The sequence below is a fragment of the Flavobacterium sp. LC2016-01 genome (assembly GCF_009711135.1).
Classification (GTDB): Bacteria; Bacteroidota; Bacteroidia; order Flavobacteriales; family Flavobacteriaceae; genus Flavobacterium.
In genome coordinates, this window is sequence record NZ_WMIC01000002.1 from 501,701 (window position 1) to 528,471 (window position 26,771).

23 protein-coding genes are annotated in these 26,771 nt (G+C 34.4%); 20 read left to right on the forward strand and 3 right to left on the reverse strand.

Annotated features, from left to right (window positions below):
• The first annotated feature begins 2 nt into the window (after window positions 1-2).
• Window positions 3-1,553 carry a PepSY-associated TM helix domain-containing protein gene (locus tag GKZ88_RS06525; protein WP_155101575.1) on the forward strand — a complete coding sequence of 517 codons (1,551 nt, stop codon included), beginning with the start codon at window positions 3-5 and terminating at the stop codon, window positions 1,551-1,553.
• A 233-nt stretch (window positions 1,554-1,786) separates the two neighbouring features.
• On the forward strand, window positions 1,787-2,920 hold the full coding sequence (locus tag GKZ88_RS06530; protein WP_155101576.1) for a PepSY-associated TM helix domain-containing protein: 1,134 nt from the start codon (window positions 1,787-1,789) through the stop codon (window positions 2,918-2,920).
• A 30-nt stretch (window positions 2,921-2,950) separates the two neighbouring features.
• Here the strand turns inward: GKZ88_RS06530 and GKZ88_RS06535 are convergent, their stop codons facing one another.
• On the reverse strand, window positions 2,951-3,298 hold the full coding sequence (locus GKZ88_RS06535; RefSeq protein WP_155101577.1) for a membrane-binding protein: 348 nt from the start codon (window positions 3,296-3,298) through the stop codon (window positions 2,951-2,953).
• Window positions 3,299-3,509: 211 nt separating this feature from the next.
• Window positions 3,510-4,508, reverse strand: a complete 999-nt coding sequence (locus GKZ88_RS06540) for a TlpA disulfide reductase family protein (RefSeq protein WP_155101578.1) — start codon at window positions 4,506-4,508, stop codon at window positions 3,510-3,512.
• Between the two features lie 157 nt (window positions 4,509-4,665).
• Here GKZ88_RS06540 and aspS point away from each other — a divergent pair, with 157 nt between their 5' ends.
• The 18 genes from aspS to GKZ88_RS06630 all read left to right on the forward strand — a co-directional run bounded on the left by aspS (window position 4,666) and on the right by GKZ88_RS06630 (window position 24,981).
• A complete protein-coding gene (gene aspS, locus GKZ88_RS06545; RefSeq protein WP_155101579.1) occupies window positions 4,666-6,417 on the forward strand; it encodes an aspartate--tRNA ligase in 1,752 nt (583 codons plus the stop codon).
• A 305-nt stretch (window positions 6,418-6,722) separates the two neighbouring features.
• On the forward strand, window positions 6,723-6,917 hold the full coding sequence (locus tag GKZ88_RS06550) for a cold shock domain-containing protein (RefSeq protein ID WP_007137066.1): 195 nt from the start codon (window positions 6,723-6,725) through the stop codon (window positions 6,915-6,917).
• 243 nt (window positions 6,918-7,160) lie between these two features.
• On the forward strand, window positions 7,161-7,526 hold the full coding sequence (locus GKZ88_RS06555; protein ID WP_155101580.1) for an NADH-quinone oxidoreductase subunit A: 366 nt from the start codon (window positions 7,161-7,163) through the stop codon (window positions 7,524-7,526).
• Window positions 7,527-7,677: 151 nt separating this feature from the next.
• Window positions 7,678-8,226, forward strand: coding sequence for an NADH-quinone oxidoreductase subunit B (locus GKZ88_RS06560; RefSeq protein ID WP_133523515.1), 549 nt, complete (start codon window positions 7,678-7,680; stop codon window positions 8,224-8,226).
• A 1-nt stretch (window position 8,227) separates the two neighbouring features.
• Window positions 8,228-8,749, forward strand: a complete 522-nt coding sequence (locus GKZ88_RS06565) for an NADH-quinone oxidoreductase subunit C (protein ID WP_155101581.1) — start codon at window positions 8,228-8,230, stop codon at window positions 8,747-8,749.
• 25 nt (window positions 8,750-8,774) lie between these two features.
• Entirely contained in the window at window positions 8,775-10,013 is a 1,239-nt protein-coding gene (locus tag GKZ88_RS06570; RefSeq protein ID WP_155101582.1) for an NADH-quinone oxidoreductase subunit D, read from the forward strand.
• A 191-nt stretch (window positions 10,014-10,204) separates the two neighbouring features.
• Window positions 10,205-10,735, forward strand: coding sequence for an NAD(P)H-dependent oxidoreductase subunit E (locus tag GKZ88_RS06575; RefSeq protein WP_155101583.1), 531 nt, complete (start codon window positions 10,205-10,207; stop codon window positions 10,733-10,735).
• Window position 10,736: 1 nt separating this feature from the next.
• Window positions 10,737-12,107, forward strand: coding sequence for an NADH-quinone oxidoreductase subunit NuoF (gene nuoF, locus GKZ88_RS06580; RefSeq protein ID WP_155101584.1), 1,371 nt, complete (start codon window positions 10,737-10,739; stop codon window positions 12,105-12,107).
• 93 nt (window positions 12,108-12,200) lie between these two features.
• On the forward strand, window positions 12,201-13,232 hold the full coding sequence (locus GKZ88_RS06585; protein WP_155101585.1) for a 2Fe-2S iron-sulfur cluster-binding protein: 1,032 nt from the start codon (window positions 12,201-12,203) through the stop codon (window positions 13,230-13,232).
• Window positions 13,232-14,290 carry an NADH-quinone oxidoreductase subunit NuoH gene (gene nuoH, locus GKZ88_RS06590; protein WP_196216450.1) on the forward strand — a complete coding sequence of 353 codons (1,059 nt, stop codon included), beginning with the start codon at window positions 13,232-13,234 and terminating at the stop codon, window positions 14,288-14,290. The genes GKZ88_RS06585 and nuoH overlap by 1 nt, the downstream gene beginning before the upstream one ends.
• A 159-nt stretch (window positions 14,291-14,449) precedes the next feature.
• On the forward strand, window positions 14,450-14,995 hold the full coding sequence (locus GKZ88_RS06595) for an NADH-quinone oxidoreductase subunit I (protein WP_155101586.1): 546 nt from the start codon (window positions 14,450-14,452) through the stop codon (window positions 14,993-14,995).
• Window positions 14,995-15,534, forward strand: coding sequence for an NADH-quinone oxidoreductase subunit J (locus GKZ88_RS06600; protein ID WP_133523521.1), 540 nt, complete (start codon window positions 14,995-14,997; stop codon window positions 15,532-15,534). Before GKZ88_RS06595 ends, GKZ88_RS06600 begins: the two co-directional genes overlap by 1 nt.
• Window positions 15,534-15,854, forward strand: coding sequence for an NADH-quinone oxidoreductase subunit NuoK (gene nuoK / locus GKZ88_RS06605; protein ID WP_133523522.1), 321 nt, complete (start codon window positions 15,534-15,536; stop codon window positions 15,852-15,854). Before GKZ88_RS06600 ends, nuoK begins: the two co-directional genes overlap by 1 nt.
• Before the next feature lie 6 nt (window positions 15,855-15,860).
• Window positions 15,861-17,744: an NADH-quinone oxidoreductase subunit L gene (gene nuoL / locus GKZ88_RS06610; protein WP_155101587.1), complete on the forward strand. Its 1,884-nt coding sequence runs from the start codon at window positions 15,861-15,863 to the stop codon at window positions 17,742-17,744.
• A 10-nt stretch (window positions 17,745-17,754) separates the two neighbouring features.
• Entirely contained in the window at window positions 17,755-19,194 is a 1,440-nt protein-coding gene (locus tag GKZ88_RS06615; protein ID WP_155101588.1) for an NADH-quinone oxidoreductase subunit M, read from the forward strand.
• Between the two features lie 56 nt (window positions 19,195-19,250).
• Complete coding sequence (locus GKZ88_RS06620; protein WP_155101589.1) at window positions 19,251-20,642, forward strand: NADH-quinone oxidoreductase subunit N; 1,392 nt, start codon at window positions 19,251-19,253, stop codon at window positions 20,640-20,642.
• Window positions 20,643-20,804: 162 nt separating this feature from the next.
• On the forward strand, window positions 20,805-21,575 hold the full coding sequence (locus GKZ88_RS06625) for a Bax inhibitor-1/YccA family protein (protein ID WP_155101590.1): 771 nt from the start codon (window positions 20,805-20,807) through the stop codon (window positions 21,573-21,575).
• A gap of 559 nt (window positions 21,576-22,134) precedes the next feature.
• Entirely contained in the window at window positions 22,135-24,981 is a 2,847-nt protein-coding gene (locus GKZ88_RS06630) for a T9SS type A sorting domain-containing protein (RefSeq protein ID WP_155101591.1), read from the forward strand.
• A gap of 90 nt (window positions 24,982-25,071) precedes the next feature.
• Here GKZ88_RS06630 and GKZ88_RS06635 read toward each other — a convergent pair whose 3' ends face one another.
• The gene (locus GKZ88_RS06635; RefSeq protein ID WP_155101592.1) at window positions 25,072-26,625 is read right to left on the reverse strand and encodes an aldehyde dehydrogenase family protein; all 1,554 of its coding nucleotides are present in this window, start codon (window positions 26,623-26,625) and stop codon (window positions 25,072-25,074) included.
• Window positions 26,626-26,771 lie beyond the last annotated feature (146 nt).

Below are 26,771 nucleotides of genomic sequence, written 5' to 3' on the forward strand. Positions count from 1 at the left end.
TTATGAACAACCGTAATTATAATATCTATTTTCACACGCATACTGTCAGCGGTATTGTCATAAGTGTAGCTCTTTTTGTAATTTTCTTCGCTGGGTCTTTTTCTTTTTTTAGAGATGAAATCATCAATTGGGAAAGAAGTGAATCTACAGCTTTAACAAAGGAAATTCAATTAGATTACAACGATGCACTGCAGCATCTTGATAAAAAATATATTTTACACGGAAGAAATATTACCATCTCTAAACCTTCAATAGAAGACAGAGTTGCCGTTAGTATGGAAGGAACCAAAGATACTTTGGCTCCAGCCAAACAAAAAGAAGGACAGTTTTTTTATCTTAACAGTAAAAACTACAAATCATATACTTACGAAGAATCCTATTCATTAGGCGAATTGTTATATCGACTGCATTTCTTTGCACAAATTCCATATCCTATTGGCTATTACCTTTCTGGATTTACAGCTTTGTTTTTCTTATTCGCCATTATAACGGGAGTTTTGCTTCATTGGAACAAAATTGTATCGAACTTTTATATGTTCCGTCCGAAAGAAAAATTAAAAACGCTATGGACAGATGCACATACAGCATTAGGAATGATTGGCCTTCCTTTTCAATTTGTGTATGCTGTTACGGGAGCTTTTTTTATGATTAAACTTTTAATCGTTGCGCCTGCCGTGATAGCATTGTACGGAGGTGATCAAAACAAATTATATAAGGAACTCGAATATACAGATGCCGATTATAAATTTGAAAACAAAAAATTAGCAAATCCATTTAATGTAAATCAGCTGGTTGCAAAAGCAAAAAGCAATTGGGCCGATTTTGAAATTACACGTGTTTTTATTCAAAATTATGGCGATGCGAATATGCATGTTTTGGTGGAAGGTGAACTGCTGAGCCACAAAAAATTTACCGGAATAGGAAAAATTGATTACCGAGTTGCTGACGGAAAAATAGTTGCTAAAAAAGATCCTGTTTTACAAAACGGCTATCTCGATGTTGTAAAGAATGTTTTGTACCGAATTCATTTTGGTGATTATGGCGGTTATGCGTTAAAAATTATCAGTTTTATTTTAGGAATTATAACTTGTTTCGTTATAATTTCAGGAGTTATGATTTGGTTAGTGGCTAGACAAAAAAACAATCTGCCAGAAAAGAAAAGACGTTTTAACGCTGCCGTTGTCCGTATTTATTTGGCAATTTGTTTGAGTATGTATCCAATTACAGCCTTAGCCTTTATTGGAAGCAAAATGTTTTATCCTTTAAATCAATCTAATCTATTTACACTTTATTTTGGTGGATGGCTATTGCTTACGATCTTTTTTATCATCAAAAAGAATGATTCTTTTACCAATAAATGCTGCCTGACTTCAGGAAGTATTTTAGGTTTTTTAATTCCTGTTACAAACGGAATTGTGACCGGAAACTGGTTTTGGAATTCCTTTATGCAAAACAAAATTCAGATCTTCTTTATTGATGTTTTCTGGATTTTATTGGCTTCAATTTCATTGTACGTCGCATATCATTTGAAACCAAAAAAAATAGTTTCTTAAAAGAAATCAAAGGAATTTTTCACGCAGATTCCGCAGATTGAGCAGATAATATTTTAAATAAATCCGCCAAATCTGCGTGAAAGAAACTTTGCGCTTTCGCTCCCGATAGCTATCGGATTGCGAGATTAATTCTTTTATTAGAATCCTGTCTTTATCAAACTTGCGAACGAATTAATTAGAATTATTTGTCCCATATAAATTTTGCGCATAATTTTACGCTTTTAATCAAAAAAATGGGATTCAAAACGCAAATACGTTTTCTTCATAAATGGCTCGGATTAATTTCCGGGCTTATTGTTTTTATTGTCTGTATTACAGGCTGTATTTTCTGTTTTAATGACGAAATAAAAGACATTACCCGAAAAGAATGGCGATTAGTTGAACCTCAGAATAAACCCTTTTTGATGCCTTCGGTTTTAAAAGAAAAAGCGAAGGAAATTGTGCCAAAAAACAAAATAAGCATGGTCGCTTATTACGGAAAAAACCGTTCGGCAATTGTTTATACGTATTCAGATGCCGAAAATTTATATCTCTATTTTAATCCTTACACAGGTCAATATTTAAAAACCGAAAATCCCAAAACTGACTTTTTCATTATTGTCGAATACATTCATTTGTATCTTCTTCTGCCTGATTATATTGGGAAACATATCATTGGAGGCGCAACAATCGTTTTTATTTTATTATTGATTTCTGGAATTATTCAATGGTGGCCAAAACGAAAAAGTGATATAAAAAGAAGTTTCACCATTAAATGGAATGCTAAATGGCGTCGCGTAAATTATGACTGGCACAATACTTCCGGATTTTATATTGCGTTGATTGCACTTATTCTTGCCATTACCGGTTTAACTTTTACCTACGAATGGGTTGGCGACGGAATTTATAAAACATTTAATTTTGGCGGAGACAAAGCCGCCGAAACAAAAACTCCCGTAATCGACACTACAAAATTCAAATCAATTTCTGTTACGGCAATTGGCAAAGCTTTTGTACAGACAATGAAACTCCAGCCAAAGGCCGAAATGTTTTTTGTTATGGTACCGCAGCAAAAAACGGATATTGTGAGTACAGGCGCGTACCCACATACGCTGCGATACGATCAACAGAGCAATTATTATTTTCATCCGTCAGATGGGAAATTAATTCAAAGTCAGACTTTTGATAAAAAAACGCTCGGACTACAGGTTGTAGAAATGAATTATGGCATTCACACCGGACAAGTTTTAGATTTGCCTGGAAAAATAATAGCTTTTACAGTCAGCCTGCTTGCATCAGCATTGCCTGTAACTGGTTTTGTAATTTGGTTTGGACGCCGAAAAAAGTCAAAAAAGTCAAAAAAGAACATAAAAAAACCGCTTAAATAAAGCGGTTTTTTTATAATTTGTCGAAATTAATTAATTTCTGTTTGCTAAAGCATTTTTCTGTAAACTTTTCACTGAGCTAACTTTACTGTCAACATAAGCTACTTCTTTTAGACTGTCTTCATTAAAGAAAATCCATTTTCCAGTTTTCACTCCGTCTGTGTATTCCCCAACGGCTTTTTTATTTCCTTTTTCGTCATAAGATACCCAAACACCATCCAACTTACCATCCTTAAAAAAGCCTTCTTGCTGCACTTTACCATTATCATAGTAATATGTAGCTTTTACCTTGTTTCCAACGGCTTCTAATTCAGGTTTAGTTTCCTGCGCAATTAACATTCCAGAGAACAACAACGCAGCTAAAATTACACTCTTTTTCATATCTGTAGGTATTTAATGTTAAGAAATCTTTATCAAATATAATCAAATGTTTACATTAAAAAAACTTTTGCTTAACAATTTGGTAACATTGAGTAAAAACTTAACATTGGAAATTTTAATAAAACAAGAAAACCAGCGCTCAGGCACTGGTTTTACTGCTGTTTCCATGAAATCAGAATGTTACTATAACGTTATCGATTTCGTAAATAAATTAGTTCAATAATGAATCTAACTGTGTTTGGAGCTCTGGAGAAGATGGTCTCGTTGCATTTGAATCGACAACTTTACCTTGTGGATCAATTAAAATAAATCGTGGAATTGAAACTACATTATAACTTGTTGCAAAATCAGATTTCCATTCATTATCAGCCAAAAGCTGGATTCCTCCAAGCTGTTTATCCGTTACAAATTTTTGCCATTTATCATGATCTTTTGGAGCATCAATTGAAACACTCACGAACTCAATATTTTTTCCGTGATATTTCTCTTCTACTTTTTGAAGAAAAGGAATTTCAGCGCGACATGGCCCGCACCAAGTTGCCCAAAGATCGATATAAACGTATTTTCCTTTTAATTCTGAAAGCTTTGTTTTTCCTCCTTTATGGTTTTCAAATTCGAAATCCGGCGATACTGTATTATTTAATTTCGCCATTTTCATCACTTGGTCACGATGTTCTGTAATTTCAGCAATCGCTTGCTGTCCATTTTCAGTTTCAATCTTTACAAACTCAGGATCTAATTTCTTATTATTCAGTCGGGCTGCATCAGCTGCTTTTTTGGCATCAATTAATTTAGTAAAAGCGGCATCATCTAAATTTACAACACTATTATCATAAAGTTTCTCATCGGCCAGAATACGCTGTGCCAAAATATTGTTTTCTAAACTTCCTTTACCTTTATAAACTATTGATTCATCAAATTGTTTAGCATCCATCTTAAGCTTTATATCATAGCCATTTTTCAAAAACAATTCAGTTGATTCAACACCGTCATACATACGGCCTCTTCCTCCGTTCAATACTAAAGTATCTTTAAAAATACCTTTTGCATTAACATTAATCGTCTTAACAACTTTTCCGTCATTAATAATTTTGATAATGTCGCTATTTCTGTTTGCAATATTGGCTTCAAAAGTGACATATTTTTTAGATTGTGCACTGATATTCAAAGCACTGAAAAGTACTAAACCGGCAATAAAAAATTTCTTCATAAATATTAAGGTTTGTTTTTAGTACATCAAATCTAAAGAAATTAGAATCGTAAAATTTAACAATTAACAAAATATTTCAAATTTATACGCAGCAACTTAGCACTTTACTATATTATTTTATTTTTTGTGTTTACTTTTGCAGTCTAAAATTTAGATCATGTATAGAAGTCATAATTGCGGCGAGTTAAACGCTTCAAATATAAATACCGAAGTTACGCTTGCGGGCTGGGTTCAAAAATCACGCGATAAAGGATTTATGAATTGGGTCGATCTGCGCGACCGTTACGGAATTACGCAGCTTATTTTCGACGAAAGCCGTACCGATAAAACTGTTTTTGAATTAGCCAAAACACTTGGCCGTGAATTCGTTATTCAGGTAAAAGGAACTGTTATTGAGCGTGAAGCCAAAAACAAAAACATACCGACTGGTGAAATCGAAATTTTAGTTTCTGAATTGACTATTCTAAATTCGGCATTAACTCCTCCATTTACAATTGAAGATGAAACGGACGGTGGAGAAGATATCAGAATGAAATATCGTTATTTGGATATCAGAAGAAATCCGGTAAAAAACAGCTTATTATTTCGTCATAAAGTAGCAATGGAAGTTCGTAAATATCTATCTGATTTAGATTTCTGCGAAGTTGAAACACCTTACTTAATCAAATCAACTCCAGAAGGAGCAAGAGATTTTGTGGTTCCAAGCCGTATGAACGAAGGGCAGTTTTATGCTTTGCCACAATCTCCTCAAACTTTCAAACAATTATTGATGGTAGGTGGAATGGATAAATATTTCCAAATCGTGAAATGTTTCCGTGACGAAGATTTACGTGCAGACCGTCAGCCAGAGTTTACTCAGATTGACTGTGAAATGGCATTTGTTGAACAAGAAGACATTTTGAATGTTTTTGAAGGCTTGACAAGACATTTATTAAAAGAAATTAAAGGTATTGAAGTAGATAAATTCCCAAGAATTACCTACGACTATGCTATGAAAACATACGGAAATGACAAACCGGATATTCGTTTTGGGATGAAATTTGGTGAGTTAAACGAATTTGCACAGCACAAAGAATTCCCTGTATTCAATGCAGCTGAATTAGTTGTGGGAATTGCAGTTCCAGGAGCAGGAAATTATACTCGTAAAGAAATTGACGGGTTAATTGACTGGGTAAAACGTCCGCAAGTTGGAGCATCTGGAATGGTTTACGTAAAATGCAACGAAGATGGAACTTTTAAATCATCTGTAGATAAATTCTACGACAATGATGATTTGGCAAATTGGGCAAAAGCAACAGAAGCAAATCCTGGCGATATGATTTTTGTACTTTCTGGTCCAGCAAACAAAACACGTGCGCAGCTTTCGGCACTTCGTATGGAATTAGCAACTCGTTTAGGATTGCGTAATCCAGCAGAATTTGCTCCATTATGGGTTGTAGATTTCCCATTATTGGAACTTGACGAAGAAAGTGGCCGTTATCATGCAATGCACCACCCATTTACTTCTCCAAAACCAGAAGATATGGCTTTACTGGAAACAGAACCAGGAAAAGTTCGCGCAAATGCGTATGATATGGTTTTAAATGGAAACGAAATTGGCGGTGGATCAATTCGTATTCACGATAAAGCAACACAACAGTTAATGTTCAAGTATTTAGGATTTACGGAAGAAGAAGCAAAAACGCAATTTGGTTTCTTAATGGATGCTTTCCAGTTTGGAGCACCGCCTCACGGAGGATTAGCTTTTGGTCTAGACAGATTAGTTGCGATTTTAGGAGGTCAGGAAACAATCAGAGATTTTATCGCTTTCCCTAAAAACAATTCTGGGCGTGATGTTATGATCGATGCTCCAGCAGCAATTGATGATGCACAATTGAAAGAATTGCACATTAAAATTGATACTATTTAAATTTAGAAAATTAAATTATACTAAAAAAGCAGCTGAAAATTTCAGCTGCTTTTTTTATTTCTAAATTTTTAAGAATAATTGCAAATTTTACACTTATCAGGATAAAAAATTCTTACAATTCGGTTTTCCCTATATTCTTACAATAAACGATTCTCAAATTAGGGTATTTCATATAATATTAGATGCAATAAACCACGTAAAAACACTGTAAATCAATAATTTTTACAAAAAATTAACAGGTACGTGTCTTTTGTATTAGTTAATATGTTACATTTGCTTTATTATAAATTATTATTACAATTACAATGCGTACAGGTACAGTAAAATTTTTCAATGAATCTAAAGGTTATGGATTCATTACAGACGAAGAAACAGGAAAGGACATCTTCGTTCACGCTTCAGGAATTAACGCGGAAGAATTACGCGAAGGTGACCGTGTAAGCTATGAAGAAGAAGAAGGAAGAAAAGGGAAAGTTGCTGCTAAAGTAGCAGTAATCTAAGAAAAATATAGCAATTTATTTTTTTTGCCTCTGAATGGTTTTGAAAACGTTTCGATTAATTTCGAAACGTTTTTTTTTGGTCATTTCTTAAAAAAATATTAAAAAAACCACTCGTTATTTATAATCAATAAAAATTACACACAAACGAGGTTTCATTGCATACTTATATCCTCCTTTAGTTTGTGATTTACATAGTTGAAAGTTATCTTTGTGGCTTATTCTTTAAGTAAAAATCACAAGTTTATGCAATCTGATCAATACAGTTACATTCCTATTTTAATGCAGTTCATTCTGGCTGTTGGTTTTGTGGTAGGAACTATTATAATTTCTGGAAAATTAGGCCCAAAAAGAACCTCTGAAGTTAAAGACAAAAACTTTGAGTGTGGTATCGAATCTGTTGGTAATGCCCGTATTCCTTTTTCGGTAAAATATTTCCTAGTAGCCATTTTGTTTGTATTGTTCGACGTAGAGGTAATTTTCCTTTACCCATGGGCGATAAACTTCAAGGATTTAGGAATTGAAGGAATGTTAAAAATGATTGTTTTCATGGCTTTACTTTTAGTTGGTTTTTTCTATATCATCAAAAAGAAAGCACTAGAGTGGGAATAAAGTAAGATTTTAGGTTTCAGATTTTAGTCCCGATAGCCATCGAGATAGATTTGAAAAATAATTTCTCAAAACACAATATTGATTTTTAAAATATTGATTTCGGTTCCAAGATCAAAAATCTAAAATCAGAAATCTACAATCTAAAATAAAAATGAGCGATTCAAATGTAAATATGGTTGCGCCACCTGAGGGAGTTGTAGGAGAAGGTTTCTTCGCTACAAAACTAAATGATGTTGTTGGTTTGGCACGCGCGAATTCTCTTTGGCCTTTACCTTTTGCAACATCTTGTTGCGGAATTGAGTTTATGGCAACAATGGCATCACATTACGATTTGGCACGATTTGGATCTGAGCGTGTGAGTTTCTCTCCTCGTCAGGCTGATATGCTTTTAGTAATGGGAACTATTTCTAAAAAAATGGCTCCAATCTTAAGACAAGTTTACGAACAAATGTCTGAGCCACGCTGGGTAATTGCTGTTGGAGCTTGTGCTTCTTCTGGAGGTATTTTCGACACTTACTCGGTTCTTCAAGGAATTGATAAAGTAATCCCTGTTGATGTTTATGTTCCAGGATGTCCTCCAAGACCAGAACAAATCGTAGACGGTGTAATGAGATTACAAGATTTGGTAAAAAGCGAATCTGTTAGACGCAGAAGCTCACCAGAATACCAAGAATTATTAGCTTCCTATAACATTTCATAAGATGGCTTTAGAAAATACCCAGATTCAAGATAAACTTATTGAAACATTTGATACTAATGTTTTCAATTTCCAACAAGAAAGAGATATTTTTTCAATAGAAACAACTGCTGACAAAATCACAGCGTTAATTCTATTTCTAAAAAATGATGCTGATCTGCAATTTAACTTTTTGACAGATTTATGCGGAGTTCACTATCCAGATAACGAATTAGATCGTCAATTTGCAGTAGTGTATCATATGCACAACTGGATCGAAAATAAACGCATCAGAATTAAAGTTTATTTAGATGGTGAAAAGCCAGAAATCAAAACTGTTTCAAATATTTTCTTGAGTTCAAACTGGATGGAGAGAGAAACATACGATTTCTACGGAATCAATTTTATTGGTCACCCGCAATTGAAACGTATTTTGAATATGGATGAAATGGTGTCTTTCCCAATGAGAAAAGAATTCCCAATGGAAGACAGCGGAAGAACTGATAAAGACGACAGATTCTTTGGAAGAACAACAACAAATTGCTAAAAAATAAATAATTCAACATTATAAAATGTCAGAACTATTATTACCACCAGAGCATCGTTATGCTAAAATAATTAAGGAGAAACTAAACGAAGACGGAAGCGAGCTTTCGGTACTGAATTTAGGTCCAACTCACCCTGCGACTCATGGTATTTTTCAAAATATCCTATTAATGGATGGTGAAAGAATTCTAGAGGCTGAACCAACTATTGGTTACATCCACAGAGCTTTCGAAAAAATTGCCGAAAATCGCCCTTTCTATCAAATCACGCCTCTTACAGACCGTATGAACTATTGCTCCTCTCCTATTAATAATATGGGATGGTGGATGACTTTAGAGAAACTACTGGGTGTTGAAGTTCCAAAAAGAGCACAATATTTAAGAGTTATTGTAATGGAGCTTGCTCGTATTACAGACCACTTAATTTGTAACTCGATTCTTGGTGTTGATACAGGTGCGTATACTGGTTTCTTATACGTTTTTCAATTTAGAGAAAAAGTTTACGAGATTTATGAAGAAATTTGTGGAGCTCGTTTAACAACCAATATGGGAAGAATTGGTGGTTTCGAAAGAGACTGGTCACCAGAAGCTTTCAAAAAACTAGATACTTTCCTTGAAGAATTTCCTGTTGCTTGGCAAGAGTTTGTAAACTTATTCGAAAGAAACAGAATTTTCCTTGACAGAACTGTAAATGTAGGTGCAATCACAGCTGAACAAGCAATGGCTTACGGATTTACTGGCCCTAACTTACGTGCTGCAGGGGTTGATTACGATGTACGTGTAGCACAACCTTACTCTTCTTACGAAGATTTTGATTTTAATGTTCCTGTTGGAAAATCAGGTGACACTTATGATCGTTTCTGTGTTCGTAATGCTGAAGTTTGGGAAAGTTTAAGCATTATTCGCCAGGCTTTAGAAAAAATGCCAGCAGGAAACGAATATCACGCTGAAGTTCCTGATTATTATCTTCCTCCAAAAGAAGATGTTTACAATAATATGGAATCTCTAATTTATCACTTTAAAATTGTAATGGGAGAAGTTCCTGTACCAGTTGCAGAAATTTACCATCCGGTTGAAGGAGGAAATGGAGAATTAGGATTTTATTTAGTTACTGACGGAAGCAGAACTCCATATAGATTACATTTCAGAAGACCTTGCTTTATTTATTACCAAGCATATCCTGATATGATCAAAGGAGCTTTATTATCAGATGCAATTGTTATTTTATCAAGTTTAAATGTAATTGCAGGAGAATTAGACGCCTAAAAAATTTTAGATTGAAGATTTTAGATTTTAGATTGCAGAATAGCATATCTAAATTTAGATTGAAAATCTAGACTTATATAGAATTGAAGAATTCAGATCAAAAGATCTAAAAACTAATAAAGATTGCAGAATACGGATTAAGGACAAAGATTGAAAAATCTAAAATCTAAAATCTAAAATCTAAAATAAAAATGGAACGTAAACATTACAAACAAGAAATAAATATGACTGAAGCATTGATCGCTCGTATCAATGAATTGATCAGTCATTATCCGGAAGGCAAACAAAAATCGGCTTTACTGCCTGTTTTGCATGAAGTGCAGGATGCTCACAACAACTGGCTTAGTACTGAATTGCAAGATAAGGTTGCCGAAATTCTTCAGATCAAACCAATTGAGGTTTATGAAGTGGTTACTTTTTATACCATGTTCAACCAAAAGCCAATTGGAAAATACATGTTCGAATTTTGCCAAACTTCTTGCTGTTGTTTAAATGGTGCCGAAAATTTAATGGATTATACTTCTGAAAAATTAGGCATTAAAATGGGCGAAACAACTCCAGACGGAATGTTTACCATTGCCGGCGTAGAATGTTTAGGTGCCTGCGGATATGCTCCGATGATGCAGTTAGGCGATTTCTACAAAGAAAAATTGACAGAAGATAAAATCGATCAGTTAATCGCTGATTGTAAAGATGATAAAATAATATTACACGATAAATAAGATGTCACAAAAAATATTATTAGATAAAATCAATATTCCTGGAATTAAAACCTACGAAGTTTATCGTCAAAATGGCGGTTATGCTTCTGTAGAAAAAGCTTTAAAAACACTTACACCAGATGAAGTTACTGAAGAGGTAAAAAAATCAGGTCTTCGTGGTCGTGGTGGTGCGGGTTTCCCTGCCGGAATGAAATGGAGCTTTATTGATAAAAAATCAGGAAAACCAAGACACTTAGTTTGTAACGCCGACGAATCAGAGCCGGGAACTTTTAAAGATCGTTATTTGATGGAATTTATTCCTCACTTATTGATCGAGGGAATGATTACATCTAGTTACGCTTTAGGAGCAAACCTTTCATATATCTACATCCGTGGAGAATATATGTGGGTTTACAAAATTTTAGAAAGAGCAATCGCCGAGGCTAAAGCTGCAGGCTGGTTAGGAAAAAATATATTAGGTTCAGGTTATGATCTTGAACTTTATGTTCATTGTGGAGCTGGAGCTTATATTTGTGGAGAAGAAACTGCACTTATAGAATCTTTGGAAGGTAAAAGAGGAAATCCTCGTATTAAACCACCTTTCCCTGCGGTTTCAGGACTTTGGGCAAATCCAACTGTAGTAAACAATGTTGAAACTATAGCAACGGTGCCATGGATCGTAAATAATTCTGGTGACGATTATGCTAAAATTGGAATTGGACGTTCTACAGGAACTAAATTAATTTCTGCTTCCGGACACATTAAAAATCCTGGGGTTTACGAAATTGAATTAGGTTTAAGCGTTGACGAATTCATGAATTCTGATGAATATTTAGGAGGAATGTCTTCAAGCCGTCCATTAAAAGCATTTGTACCTGGAGGTTCATCTGTGCCAATTTTACCAGCTGAATTGATTTTCAAAACAGCAAACGGAGAAGATCGTTTAATGACTTACGAATCTTTAAGTGATGGTGGTTTTGCTACCGGATCGATGTTAGGTTCTGGTGGATTTATTGTTTACAATGATACTGCTTGTGTGGTAAGAAACACTTGGAACTTTGCTCGTTTTTACCACCACGAATCTTGCGGACAATGTACACCTTGCCGCGAAGGAACTGGATGGTTGGAAAAAATCTTATGGAGAATCGAAAACGGTCAAGGCCGTGAAGAAGATATTGAATTATTGTGGAGCATTCAGAGTAAAATTGAAGGAAACACAATCTGTCCTCTAGGAGACGCCGCTTCTTGGCCAGTAGCAGCAGCGATACGTCACTTTAGAGATGAATTTGAATATCACGTTCGTTTCCCAGAAAAAATTAAAAATAGAGATCACTTTGTTGCTGAACCTTTTTCACAAGTAAAGCATTTAGTAGGCGGTAAAGTAATCGTATAAAAATAAAAAGCAGAAAGTTATAAAGTTCATAATGTTAAAAAGGACAGCAATTCTTTTCAATATTCCGACTTTCAACATTCAAATCATAAAGAGATGAAAGTAACCATAGACGGTCAAAGTATAGACGTAGAGCCAGGAACAACGATCCTGCAGGCTGCACGTATGATTGGTGGAGATTTGGTACCGCCAGCCATGTGCTATTACTCAAAATTAAAAGGCAGTGGCGGAAAATGCCGTTGTTGTTTAGTTGAAGTTTCTAAAGGAAGTGAAGCTGATCCAAGACCAATGCCAAAATTAATGGCATCTTGTGTAACAGGATGTATGGACGGAATGGAAGTAAACAGTAAATCTTCTGACAGAGTAACGGAAGCTCGTAAATCTGTAACAGAATTTTTATTAATCAACCACCCATTAGACTGCCCAATTTGTGATCAGGCTGGTGAATGTGATCTTCAAAATTTAAGTTTTGAGCACGGAAATCCTAAATCACGTTTTATTGAAGAAAAAAGAACATTTGAACCAGAAGATATTGGTCCAAATATTCAACTGCATATGAACCGTTGTATTTTATGCCAAAGATGTGTACAAGTTGCAGATCAATTGACAGACAACAGAGTTCACGGAGTATTAGATCGTGGTGATCACGCTAATATTTCAACTGGGATTTCTAAAGCAATCGACAATGAGTTTTCTGGAAACATGATTGACGTTTGTCCAGTTGGAGCTTTAACAGACAAAACTTTCCGTTTTAAATCAAGAGTTTGGTTTAACAAACCTTATAACGCGCACAGAGAATGTACTACTCCAGGATGTTGCGGTAAAACTACAGTTTGGATGTTTGGTGGAGAAATTCAGCGTGTAACGGGTCGTAAAGACGAGTACCATGAAGTTGAGGAATTCATTTGCAACAGCTGTCGTTTTGATCACAAAGATGTGAATGACTGGGTTATTGAAGGACCAAGAGAATTTGAAAAAGATTCTGTTATCAACCAAAATAACTACACTCAAAAATTAGAGAAAGTACAAATCGATACTGAAAAGAATATTCTTATGGGTAGAGATATTGACCGTAAAAAAATTAGTATGGCTGAAATTCCATTAAACACTAACAACAAAAATTCTTAATGATGGTAGATGGTGCGTTTATTATAGAAAAAAGTGTTGTAATTGTTGTGGTTTTTGCTGTAACAATGATTATGGCGATGTATTCTACTTGGGCGGAACGTAAAGTTGCTGCTTTCCTTCAGGATCGTGTTGGACCAAACCGTGCAGGTTGGGGAGGTTTATTACAGCCTCTTGCTGATGGTATGAAATTATTCTCAAAAGAAGAATTTGAACCAAATACACCTAATAAATTTTTATTTGTTGTAGGGCCGGCAATCTCAATGAGTACAGCTTTGATGACAAGTGCTGTAATTCCTTGGGGAGATAAACTTCATGTTTTTGGGAGAGAAGTTATTCTTCAGGCAACAGATGTAAATATCGCTTTATTATACATTTTTGGAGTTCTATCTGTTGGAGTTTATGGTATCATGATTGGTGGATGGGCTTCTAACAATAAATTCTCATTAATGGGAGCTGTTCGTGCAGCATCGCAAATGGTTTCTTATGAAGTTGCAATGGGATTATCAATGATTGCATTATTGATGATGACAGGAACAATGAGTTTAAAAGAAATTTCATTACAGCAGCAAGGCATGAACTGGAATGTTTTGTATCAGCCTTTATCCTTTTTAATTTTCTTAATTTGTTCGTTTGCAGAAACTAACAGAACTCCTTTTGACTTAGCAGAATGCGAAAGTGAATTAATTGGAGGTTATCATACTGAATATTCTTCTATGAAAATGGGATTCTATTTATTTGCTGAATATGCAAGTATGTTTACTTCTGCAACTATTATTTCAGTATTGTTTTTTGGGGGCTATAATTATCCTGGAATGCAATATATAGTAGAGAATGTTGGTGTAAATACAGCTAACTTATTAGGAATTGCAGTATTGTTTGCAAAAATATGTTTCTTCATATTTTTCTATATGTGGGTTCGTTGGACTATTCCAAGATTTAGATATGACCAATTAATGAACTTAGGCTGGAGAATTTTGATTCCGCTTTCGATTATTAATATTATGATTACGGGTGCTGTTATATTGAGACACGATATCGCAGCTGCCTTAGGATTCTAAGAACCGTAATGACCTAGCCCTGATAGAAGCGGCATCCTTTTATGGTGGGGTTCACCATAAAAGATACAGCGGATAGCAGGATTAAGCTTCAAATAAAAATAAAATAGATTTTGAATTTGATTGATCTCAAATTGTAAATCATAAATCATAGATTAAAAAATGTCAATAGAAACTATATCATTATCGGGTAGAAAAAAGGTGGTGTCAAATAAGGACATGACTTTTATTGAGCGATTGTATCTTGTGGCGATTGTAAAAGGTTTGGCTATCACGCTTAAACACCTTTTTAGAAAAAAAGTTACGATTCATTATCCTGAACAGGTTAGACAAATGAGTCCGGTTTATCGTGGTCAGCATATGCTGAAACGTGATGAGCAAGGCCGTGAAAACTGTACTGCCTGCGGATTATGTGCATTATCTTGTCCAGCAGAAGCGATTACAATGAAAGCTGCTGAACGTAAAGCGGATGAAAAACATTTGTACAGAGAAGAAAAATATGCTGAAATATACGAGATCAATATGCTTCGTTGTATTTTCTGTGGTTTATGTGAAGAAGCTTGTCCAAAAGATGCTATTTACTTAACTACTTCTAAAGTTTTAGTTCCTGCCAGCTACGAAAGAGAAGATTTCATTTTTGGAAAGGACAAATTGGTGATGCCTTTAGAAATGGCTATCAAAAATGCTCAACTTAATAACGCTAACTAATGATACATATTCCTGATTTTGCACACGCAACAACTGTACAAGTTATATTTTGTTTCTTAGCGTTTATCACGGTAATTACCGCTTTCTTGACCATTTTTAGCCGAAATCCAATTCACTCAGCGATTTACTTAGTGATTTGTTTCTTCTCTATTGCCGGTCATTATTTACTATTAAATTCTCAGTTTTTAGCAATTGTACATATTATAGTCTACTCCGGAGCCATTATGATTTTGTTCCTGTTTACGATTATGCTTATGAATTTGAATGAGCAAAGAGATGTTCACCGACCTAGAATTACGCGTTTAGGAGCTATTGTTTCGTTCTGTTTGATTGTGATTGTTTTGATTACAATCTTCATTAACTCTAAACCAATTGTTGGTGAATACGATTCAACTGGAGAAGATTTCCAATCTATTAAAGTATTAGGTAAAATATTATTGAACGAATATATGGTACCATTTGAATTTGCTTCAGTTTTACTTTTAGTTGCAATGATTGGAACTGTATTATTGTCTAAAAAAGAAAAATTAAATAAATAATGGGTAATATATTAAATCAAATAGGTATTGAAAATTACATCTTTTTAAGTGTTGTACTTTTTTGTATTGGTGTTTTTGGTGTATTGTACAGACGAAATGCTATTATCGTTTTCATGTCAATCGAAATCATGCTAAATGCTGTAAACCTTTTATTTGTTGCATTTTCGACTTATCATCAAGATGCTCAAGGACAGGTTTTCGTATTCTTTTCGATGGCTGTAGCAGCTGCCGAAGTAGCAGTTGGATTAGCAATTTTAGTTTCTATTTTTAGAAACATTGGCTCAATTAGTATCGATAACTTAAAAAACTTAAAAGGATAAATAGAAATGGATACCAATTTAGCTTTACTTTTAGTATTAACTCCTTTTTTAGGATTTTTAATTAATGTTTTCTTTGGAAAAAGCTTAGGGAAAACAGTTTCTGGAGCAATCGGAACTGTTGCTGTAGCGATTTCTTTTGTTGTTACGCTTGTTCTTTTTAATCAAATAACTTCAACTGGAAAAGCAATTGAAGTTACTTTATTTGATTGGATTCAAATAAGCAATCTTAAAATCAATCTTGGATTTTTATTAGATCAATTGTCTGTTCTTTGGTTATTATTCGTAACCGGAATCGGATCTTTGATTCACTTATACTCTATCAGTTACATGCATGATGATGAGAATATGCACAAGTTTTTTGCGTATTTGAATCTGTTTATATTCTTCATGATTACACTTGTAATTGGAAGCAACTTATTAGTTCTTTTCATTGGATGGGAAGGTGTTGGACTTTGTTCTTATTTGCTTATCGGATTTTGGCATAAAAACCAGGATTATAACGATGCTGCAAAAAAGGCTTTCATCATGAACAGAATTGGAGATTTAGGTCTTTTGATTGGAATGTTCATCCTTGGTTCAATGTTCTCAACTTTAGATTATGCAACTTTAAAAACAGCAATTGCTGGAGCTTCAAATTTAAATTTACCATTACTTTCTTTAGCTGCTTTATGTTTGTTTATTGGAGCTTGTGGTAAATCAGCTCAAATTCCATTATACACTTGGCTGCCAGATGCGATGGCTGGACCAACTCCGGTTTCGGCATTGATTCACGCTGCTACAATGGTAACAGCAGGTATTTTTATGGTTACAAGATTAAATTTTGTTTTTGATCTAGCTGTTGATGTACAAACTGTAATTGCAATTATTGGAGCTATAACTTCATTAGTAGCTGCAACAATCGGTTTAGTTCAAAACGATATTAAAAAAGTACTGGCTTACTCTACAGTTTCTCAATTAGGATTAATGTTTTTAGCATTAGGATTTGGAGCATATGAAGTAGCGGTATTTCACGTAATCACTCACGCTTTCTTTAAAGCTTGTTTATTCTTAGGATCTGGATCTGTTATTCACGGATTACATGGCGAGCAGGATATGCGTAAAATGGGTGGACTTCGCAAAGCGATGCCAATTACTTTCTGGACAATGTTGATTTCTTCATTGGCTATTTCTGGAGTTCCGTTTTTCTCAGGTTTCTTCTCAAAAGATGAAATCTTAATGACTGCCTTCCACCACAGTATTCCACTATATGTTGTTGGATCTGTTGCTTCAATCATGACAGCTTTCTATATGTTTAGATTAATGTTCCTGACTTTCTTTAAAGAGTTTAGAGGAACAGAAGAGCAAAAACATCATTTACACGAAAGCGGTGCATTAATCACTATTCCACTTATCATTTTAGCTATATTGGCAACTTTTGGCGGATTAATTAGTTTGCCAGGAAACAGCTGGTTAAATGAGTACCTTGCTCCTCTTTTCACTAAAGCGGCTGGCGAAGAACACCATTTAGGAACTACAGAATACACTTTAATGGGTGTTGCTGTTTTAGGCGGATTATTAGGAATTTTAATTGCTTATTTTAAATATTTCAAACAAGACAATGTTCCTGAAGCAGATGAAAACATTACGGGCGTAGCAAAAGTTTTATATAACAAATATTATGTAGATGAAGCTTATGATGCCATTTTTGTTCGTTCGGTAAACGGATTATCAAGATTCTTTAGAGACTATATTGAAACTGGTTTATCAGCTCTTGTTTTCGGATTAGGAAAAATAACCAATGAATTAGCTTTTCAAGGCAAAAAACTACAGACTGGAAGTATCGGATTATACCTTTTTGCTTTCGTTATTGGTCTTTGCGCGATTGTTTCTTATATATTTTTAGCTCAATAATTTTATAACTATGAACGTTTCTCTTATATTAATTATTCTTTTAGTTGGTGCCTTTATCACCTATTTTGCTGGTGACAAACTCGCTTCAAAAGTAGCTTTGTTCTTTAGTTTGGCAGCTTTGGGCTGTTCGGTTGTATTGTTAAATCATTTTAATGCTGGTGAAAGTATCAGTTTAGTAAATGCTTGGATTACACAGCCTAAAATTTCATTTGCTTTAAACGCTGATGGATTAGCAATTGCAATGCTTTTATTGACTACGGCTTTGACCCCAATTATTATATTTTCTTCTTTCGGAAATGAATATAAAAACTCAAAAGCTTTTTATGCATTAATTCTATTTATGGCTTTTGCAATGACAGGAACTTTCCTTGCTGCAGATGGTCTTTTATATTATATTTTCTGGGAATTAGCACTTATTCCAATTTACTTTATTGCTCTTATTTGGGGTAACGGAGATGCTGAAGAACGCAGAAAAGCAGTTGTAAAATTCTTTATTTATACACTTGCAGGTTCTTTATTCATGTTAACTGCTTTTATCTATTTATACACAAAAGCACACAGTTTCTTGATTGAAGATTTATACAAATTAAATCTTTCTGCTGATGAACAGCTTTGGATTTTCTTAGCTTTCTTTTTGGCTTACGCAATTAAAATTCCAATTATTCCTTTTCATACATGGCAGGCAAATGTGTACCAAAAAGCACCAACTGTTGGAACAATGCTTTTATCTGGTATCATGCTGAAAATGGGATTGTACAGTGTTATTCGCTGGCAATTGCCACTTGCACCTCTTGCTGCAAAAGAATACATGAATATTTTTATTGCTTTAGGAATTGCAGGTGTAATCTACGGTTCAATCGTAGCATTAAGACAAAAAGATTTAAAGAAATTATTGGCATATTCTTCTCTTGCTCACGTTGGATTAATTGCTGCAGGAACTTATACTTTAACAGTTGATGGTTTCCGCGGAGCAGTTTTACAAATGATCGCTCACGGTTTTGTAGTAGTTGGATTATTCTACGCTGCAGAGATTATCTACAGAAGATTTGAAACAAGAAATATTGCCGAATTAGGCGGTATTCGTACACAATCTCCAAAATTTACTTCAATGTTTTTAATTTTGGTTTTGGCTTCTGTTGCTTTACCGACTACATTTAACTTCATTGGAGAGTTTACAGTTTTATATAGTCTTTCTCAAATTAATATCTGGTTTGCTGTTTTAGGCGGAACAACTATTATTTTAGGAGCTTATTATATGTTGAAAATGTTCCAAAACGTAATGCTAGGTGAAACCAATTCTAAAACTTTTGCAGATGTCTCTGTAAATGAAGGAATTTCTATGGTAGCGATTATTGCTGTTTTGATTTTCTTTGGATTCTATCCAAAACCAATAACAGATTTGATTACACCGAGTTTAGAAACAATACTAAACGTTATCAATAAAAATTAATATTTTAAATAAAATAAATTAGGGCGTTTTAGATTTCCTAAATCAAAAAAACAAAAATGAATACATTAATAGCTATAACAGGATTGGGTATTTTTTGCCTATTGTTTGAAATTCTAAATTTTAGAAAAGGCATTGTTCCGTTTACCATTTTAGGTTTATTGGGAGTTTTGGCACTTAACTATTATGAATTTGGATCAACGGCAAGTTATTATAATAATATGATTACAGTGAGCAAGTTCTCTACTGCTTTTTCATCATTATTTATTATTTTGACTATTTTCCTGGTAGCGTTAAGTCATAATTTCTACGAAAACCACCAGACAAAAATCTCCGATTATATTGCAATAAAAGTATTTTTATTAGCTGGAGCTGTTGCTATGGTTTCTTTTGGAAACTTAGCAATGTTTTTCTTAGGAATTGAAATTCTTTCTATTGCATTATATATACTTGCTGCAAGTGATCGTTTGAATATTAAAAGTAATGAGGCTGGTATGAAATATTTCTTGATGGGATCTTTTGCCTCTGGAATTATTTTATTCGGAATTTGTTTGATTTATGGAGCAATGGGAACTTTTGATGTTGCTGAAATTTACGAAAGCTCTTTATCTGCTGAATTGCCAATCTGGTTTCCTATCGGAATGATTTTAATGACAATCGGAATGTTTTTTAAAGTTGCTGCTGTACCATTTCATTTCTGGGCTCCAGATGTTTATGAAGGTTCTCCAGCTTTGACAACTGCTTTAATGAGTACGCTGGCAAAAGTTGTAGCTATTGCAACACTTTATAAATTAGTAGCAGGTTTAAACTTAATTCCTTCTCTAGAAAATCAAGATCTTTTAGGAACATTTGAGCATATTATTGTAATCATCTCAATTGCATCGATGACAGTTGGAAATATAATGGCATTGCGTCAGGTAAATGTGAAACGTATGCTGGCATTTTCTGGAATCTCTCACGCAGGTTTCATGTTAATGACATTTTTATCAATTGCAACTTCTGCCGGAGTTTTATTGTATTATGCTGCAGCTTACGCATTAGCCGGAATTGCTGCGTTTAGTGTTATTTTATATGTTTGCAAAAATCAGGATAATGAAGATATTACAAACTTTCACGGTTTAGGAAAAACAAATCCGCTTTTGGCTGCAATTTTAACTGGTTCATTATTATCAATGGCCGGAATTCCAATTTTCTCTGGATTTTTTGCTAAATTATTCTTATTCAATCAAACAATTCAAGCAGGTTATATTGCCTTAGTTATTGTTGCAGTTATCAACTCTATCATAAGTGTTGGTTATTATTTCAAACTAATATTAGCAATGTATTCTAAAGAGCCAAATGAAGAACGCACAGGAAAACCATTTCTTATTTATGCAGTTGCAATAATTTCAATTACTTTGAATATTGTTTTAGGTTTATTTCCTTCTTTGGTTTTAGATTTATTGAGCTAAAAAATACAATTTTATATATAGAAAACCATCCGAACCAACGGATGGTTTTTTTATTTTCAATCCGTTTTATTTAGACGAAAAAATCATGTTAAAAATTTAACTCAAATTGTTTCAGATAAAAAAAACTCCATATATTTGAGTTCACTAAAAGCACAAAAAATTATGGCCTTTAATTCAAAAAATCCATTTTTAAGCAGCAAACGTTTTTCATCTAATGCTGTTTCAAGAGCTGAAGAAGTACACGAAGCGCAAATTATTGACTACAATCAAGAAATGACCGTTTCAGGTACAATTAATAAAACAGCTATTTTATTTTTAATTCTATGTGGAGCTGCCATGGTAACTTGGTGGATGGCTTTTAATGGAATAAACATCATGATTCCTGCAATGGGAGGAGCAATCGTTGGATTGATTTTAGTATTAATTTCAGCGTTCAAACCACAATATTCGCCTTATTTAGCACCTGGCTATGCATTATTTGAAGGTCTGTTTATTGGAGGTATATCTGCAATTTTTGAAGCAATGTACCCTGGAATTGTAATTAATGCTGTTGCTGCGACGTTAGTAACTTTTTTAGTTTGTTTAGGTTTATACAAATTTGGAATCGTAAAAGTTACTGAAACATTCAAATCAGTAGTAGTTGCTGCTACATTGGCGATTGCAACTTATTATATACTTTCTTGGTTAGCTTCTCTAGTATTCAATTTCACTCCTGTTCATTACGGAAACGGAATGATGAGCATTGGAATCAGTGTTTTTGTAATTGTTATTGCAGCTTTAAACTTATTCTTAGATTTCGATCAAATTGAAAAAGGTGCACAGCAAAGAATGCCAAAATATATGGAATGGTTTGGCGCTATGGGATTAGTAATTACATTAGTTTGGTTATACATCGAATTCCTAAGACTATTATCGAAATTATCGAAAAAATAATTTTTTTCTAACCTTATAAAAAAAGCCTTTTTGAAAATTCAAAAAGGCTTTTTTTTTACCTCTATATCTTCTAAAAGCTCGTTTAAAAAACTTTCAGAAATAGCTTTCCTTTTAAAACTTCATTCCAAAAAAATAGTCAGTTCTACTACTTTTAATCCAAAAGAAATCCAAATAATTTTTCTATAAAGGACAAAATTCCTAAAAGCAATTAATAAAAAGTAATACATTTCCTATTTTATTGAAATATGCTGAAATTTTTAAATTTTTTCAAGATTTTAAAAATCTTCGTCATCTCTACTTAATTCCCAATATTCAAAAACGTAGTAAAAATAAGACTTAACAACAAATTTGAATATTATGTAATAAATTACAATTAGTGCAATTTATTACATAATAACAATTTCTATAGCTATAATTATACAATATTGATTTTTTATTAATCAAATAATTACGAATATCAAAAATTTATATATTTTTGTGTAATCGATTACAATTAACCAATGTAAAAGATAATTAAAAACCACGAATTACTATTACTAACTTTTTAACCAAACCAATTATGAAAAAAAACCTACTTTTTATTTTCGTTTTTCTTGTGAGCCTTCAAACTTGGGCACAGCAAGTCTCAATTTCAGAAGCATCAGGCTGGCTTGAATCTGCTTTTGTAAAATGGCAGCCCGTAAGCGGCGCGCAAAGCTACAACGTTTATTATTCGGGCAATGGAATCACAGATCAAAAAATTGATGACCAACTTATTAGGAGTTACGGAAGTTATTTTCGTGCTGACATTCCAGGACTAAAAGCTGGATCTTACACCATCAAAGTAAAACCAGTTATTTCTGGAGCTGAAGGAACTGGCGCTACAACAGGCGCACTAACTGTCGCCGCACAAGACCGAAATGGATTTGCATTTGAAAGCGGAAGAGTTCCGGGCGGGTACAAAGCGGATGGAACTCCAAAGGACAATGCAGTAATTCTTTACATCACGCAGAATACAAAAAACACTATTTCGATGAATATTACTGGAGCAAGCGCGAATCCTTGTGTAGGTCTTCAAAATATTTTATACGCAATTAAAAAGGGAAAAGACACGCGTCCATTTATCATCAGATTAATTGGGAATATTACAGATATGACTGTAATGGAAGGCGGTGACGTTGTGATTGAAAACGCAAACAATGCATCAAGTTATGTAACAATCGAAGGGATAGGAAACGATGCTGTTGCAAATGGCTGGGGCGTTCGTCTTAAATCAGCTTCAAATATAGAAGTCAGCAATCTTGGTTTTATGAACTGCAATAGTACTGCAGGAGATAATGTTGGTATGCAGCAAGATAACGATCATATCTGGGTTCACAACTGTGACTTGTTTTATGGAAATGCTGGAAGCGATGCGGATCAGATAAAAGGCGACGGTGCATTGGACAATAAATCTTCTACTTATATTACTTTGTCTTACAATCATTTTTGGGACAATGGAAAAGCGAGTCTTTTAGGTTTGAGCGAAGGAACTACAACTGGTTTATACATCACATATCATCATAACTGGTTTGATCACTCCGATTCTCGTCATCCACGTGTTCGCTATTATTCTGCCCACATTTACAATAATTATTATGATGGAAATGCAAAATATGGCGCTGGATCGACAATGGGATCTTCACTTTTTGTTGAAGGAAATTATTTCAGAAATAGCAAACATCCAATGCTGACTTCATTGCAAGGAACAGACATTTGGGATGAAGCCAATCAAGTTAATAATGCTGGAACAATGGGAACGTTTTCTGGTGAAGCGGGCGGATTTATAAAAGCTTACAATAACACTTTTGATGCTTCAAACGGAACAAACAATATGCGTTTTGTAGCTTACAACGATCCGAATCCGTTATACAATATTTCTGGAAAAATAAGCTCTGCCACAGATTTTGATGTTTATTTGGCGACATCAAGAGGAGAAACTGTAAGCAGCTCAATCAAATCAAAATCAGGCGCAAATTCTTATAACAATTTTGATACAGATGCCTCATTATATGTAAAAAATCTGGTAATCGATCAGCCCGCTGCGGCAAAAACAAAAGTGACTCAATATGCAGGCCGTGTTTCTGGAGGAGATTTAAAATGGATATTTGACAATAGTGTCGATGATACTTCATCGCTTGTTATCACGGCACTTAAAACGGCGCTTACAAACTATACAGGAACTTTAGTAGCCGTTCAAGGTGAAGGAAATCCTCCTGTAAGTTCACAGACACTTAGCTCGACAGGCAACGAAAACCAGACAGTAGCAAGCGGAACCGCTATTTCTTCTATCGTGTTTACTTGGGGCGGTGACGCCACGGACGCAAGTGTGACAGGATTACCAGCATCTGGAATTAGTTTTGTAAAAAACACAACAGCAAAAACAATTACAATTACCGGAACACCTACAGCAACGCTTTCGTATTCAATTGCGACAATCGGAACCGGCACAGCAACAACAGCTACAGGAACAATAACGGTTACAACAGCTGGGACACAGACACTGACTTCAACTGTAAATAACAATCAGACCGTTACCAGCGGAACAGCAATAAGTTCAATTGTTTTCACTTGGGGTGGTACTGCAACCGATGCAACAGTAACCGGCTTGCCAGCATCTGGAATTAGCTTTACAAAAAACACGACTGCAAAAACAATTACGATTACCGGAACACCTACTGCAACAGTTTCCTATTCGATCGCAACTTCTGGAACTGGAACAATTGCAACTGGTTCAGGAACAATTACAGTTAACACGGGAACACCGAGCGGAGATGAAATTCATAATTTCACAACTTCTGGAAAAACAAGCTCGTTTTATACTATTACAGGAAATATGAACTCGACCAATGGTTCCGTAACTTATAACGGACTAACATTGACTGCCCGTTTAAAAATTGAAACAAGCACTACTATAACCTATACAACAACAAGCGCTTCAACATTAACCTTAGTATTTGATTCAAATTTTACTGGAACAATCAAAGTTGACAATGTTTCTTATACTGCTTCTGCAGGTATAGTAACGGCATCAATTGCAGCGGGTTCGCACAGTATTACAAAAGGTTCTGTCGCAAATCTGTTTTATATTAGTACACAATATAATTCGGGAAGCACTTTAAGAATGGCTAAAACAGCTGAAGTTGCTGCAGAACCAGAAACTTCAAAAGTCCTTTTATATCCAAATCCAGTAACTGATGTTTTATATATTTCGAAATCAACTCAAACAATAGAACAAGTTTTGGTTTATAATATGTCTGGAACTTTAGTAAAAAGTGCCGGAAAGAATGCAGAAAGCATTGACTTAAACGAATTGATTTCAGGAACCTATCTAGTAAAAGTTTACACTAGTGATGGTTCTTTTAATCAAACAATTCTAAAAAAATAAAGCAACAAAACTAGCTTAACTAACTCAATTTTAAATGTAAAAGGCTTCCTATAATGGAAGCCTTTGCTATTTATTTTATAACGGAGAATGTTATAAATCGAATTTAATCCCTTGTGCCAATGGAAGATTCGTTGTGTAATTGATTGTATTTGTTTGACGGCGCATGTATATTTTCCATGCATCAGAACCAGATTCACGGCCTCCTCCAGTTTCTTTTTCTCCACCAAAAGCACCACCGATTTCTGCACCAGAAGTTCCGATATTTACGTTTGCAATTCCACAGTCAGAACCCGTAACCGATAAAAATCTTTCGGCTTCACGTAGATTATTCGTCATTATTGCAGAAGACAATCCCTGTGCAACTCCATTTTGAATTTCAATTGCACTATCAACATCTCCAGCATATTTAATCAAATATAAAACAGGAGCAAAAGTTTCGTGCTGTACAATTGCAAATGAATTCTCAGCCTCTGCAATTGCAGGTTTAACGTAACAGCCGCTTTCGTAACCTTCGCCAGAAAGAACACCGCCTTCAACCAAAACTTTTCCACCTTCGGCAACTACTCTATTTAAAGCTACTGCATACTGCTCAACTGCGTGCGTATCAATAAGCGGTCCAACATGATTATTTTCGTCAAGCGGATTTCCGATTCTTAATTGTTTGTAAGCTGCAACCAATGCTTCTTTTACTTTATCATAAATACTTTCGTGAATAATCAATCTTCTTGTCGAAGTACAACGCTGTCCAGCCGTTCCAACAGCGCCAAAAACAGCACCAATAACTGTCATTTTAATATCAGCATCCGGAGTTACAATAATGGCATTGTTTCCTCCTAACTCTAATAATGATTTTCCTAATCTTCCGGCAACGGCCTGTGCTACAATTTTACCCATTCTGGTAGACCCTGTTGCAGAAATTAGCGGAATACGTGTATCTTTTGTCAATAATTCTCCTACTTGATAATCTCCATTAATTAAACACGAAATTCCTTCCGGAAGATTATTTTCTTTAATAACCTGAGCAATTATATTTTGACAAGCAATACCGCAAAGAGGCGTTTTTTCAGAAGGTTTCCAAACACACACGTCTCCAGATATCCATGCTAAAGCTGTGTTCCAAGACCAAACTGCAACCGGAAAATTAAATGCCGAAATAATTCCGACAACTCCTAACGGATGATATTGCTCGTACATACGATGTCCTGGTCTTTCAGAATGCATTGTCAGTCCGTGTAATTGACGTGATAAACCAACAGCAAAATCACAGATATCGATCATTTCCTGAACTTCGCCATAACCTTCCTGCAATGATTTTCCCATTTCATAAGAAACCAATTTTCCTAAAGCTTCTTTATTCTGGCGCAATTTTTCGCCAAACTGACGTACAATTTCACCACGCTGCGGTGCAGGAATCAATCTAAATGTTTTAAAAGCTTCTGTTGCTGTACGCATTACTTTTTCATAATCTTCTAAAGTAGAAGTTTTTACCGATGCAATTAATTTTCCGTCAACAGGCGAAAAGCTATCTAAAATTTCTCCAGAAGAAAAGTTTTCTGTTCCAGTTGAAGTTCCGTCATTAACCAGCTTAATGCCAAGTTTTTCCAGCGCTTCGTTCATGCCAAATTGTGATGCTATTGTTGTCATTGTAACTTTTTTAGTTAAAATTGTTATATTTTTTTATGTAAAGATATTCTTTTAGAATTAATTTCAAACTGAAAATAAAATCTTAAGCAAGAGTAAAATTAAGATTATTTAATACTAATAACAGCTTTTAAGCCTGATTTATTGAA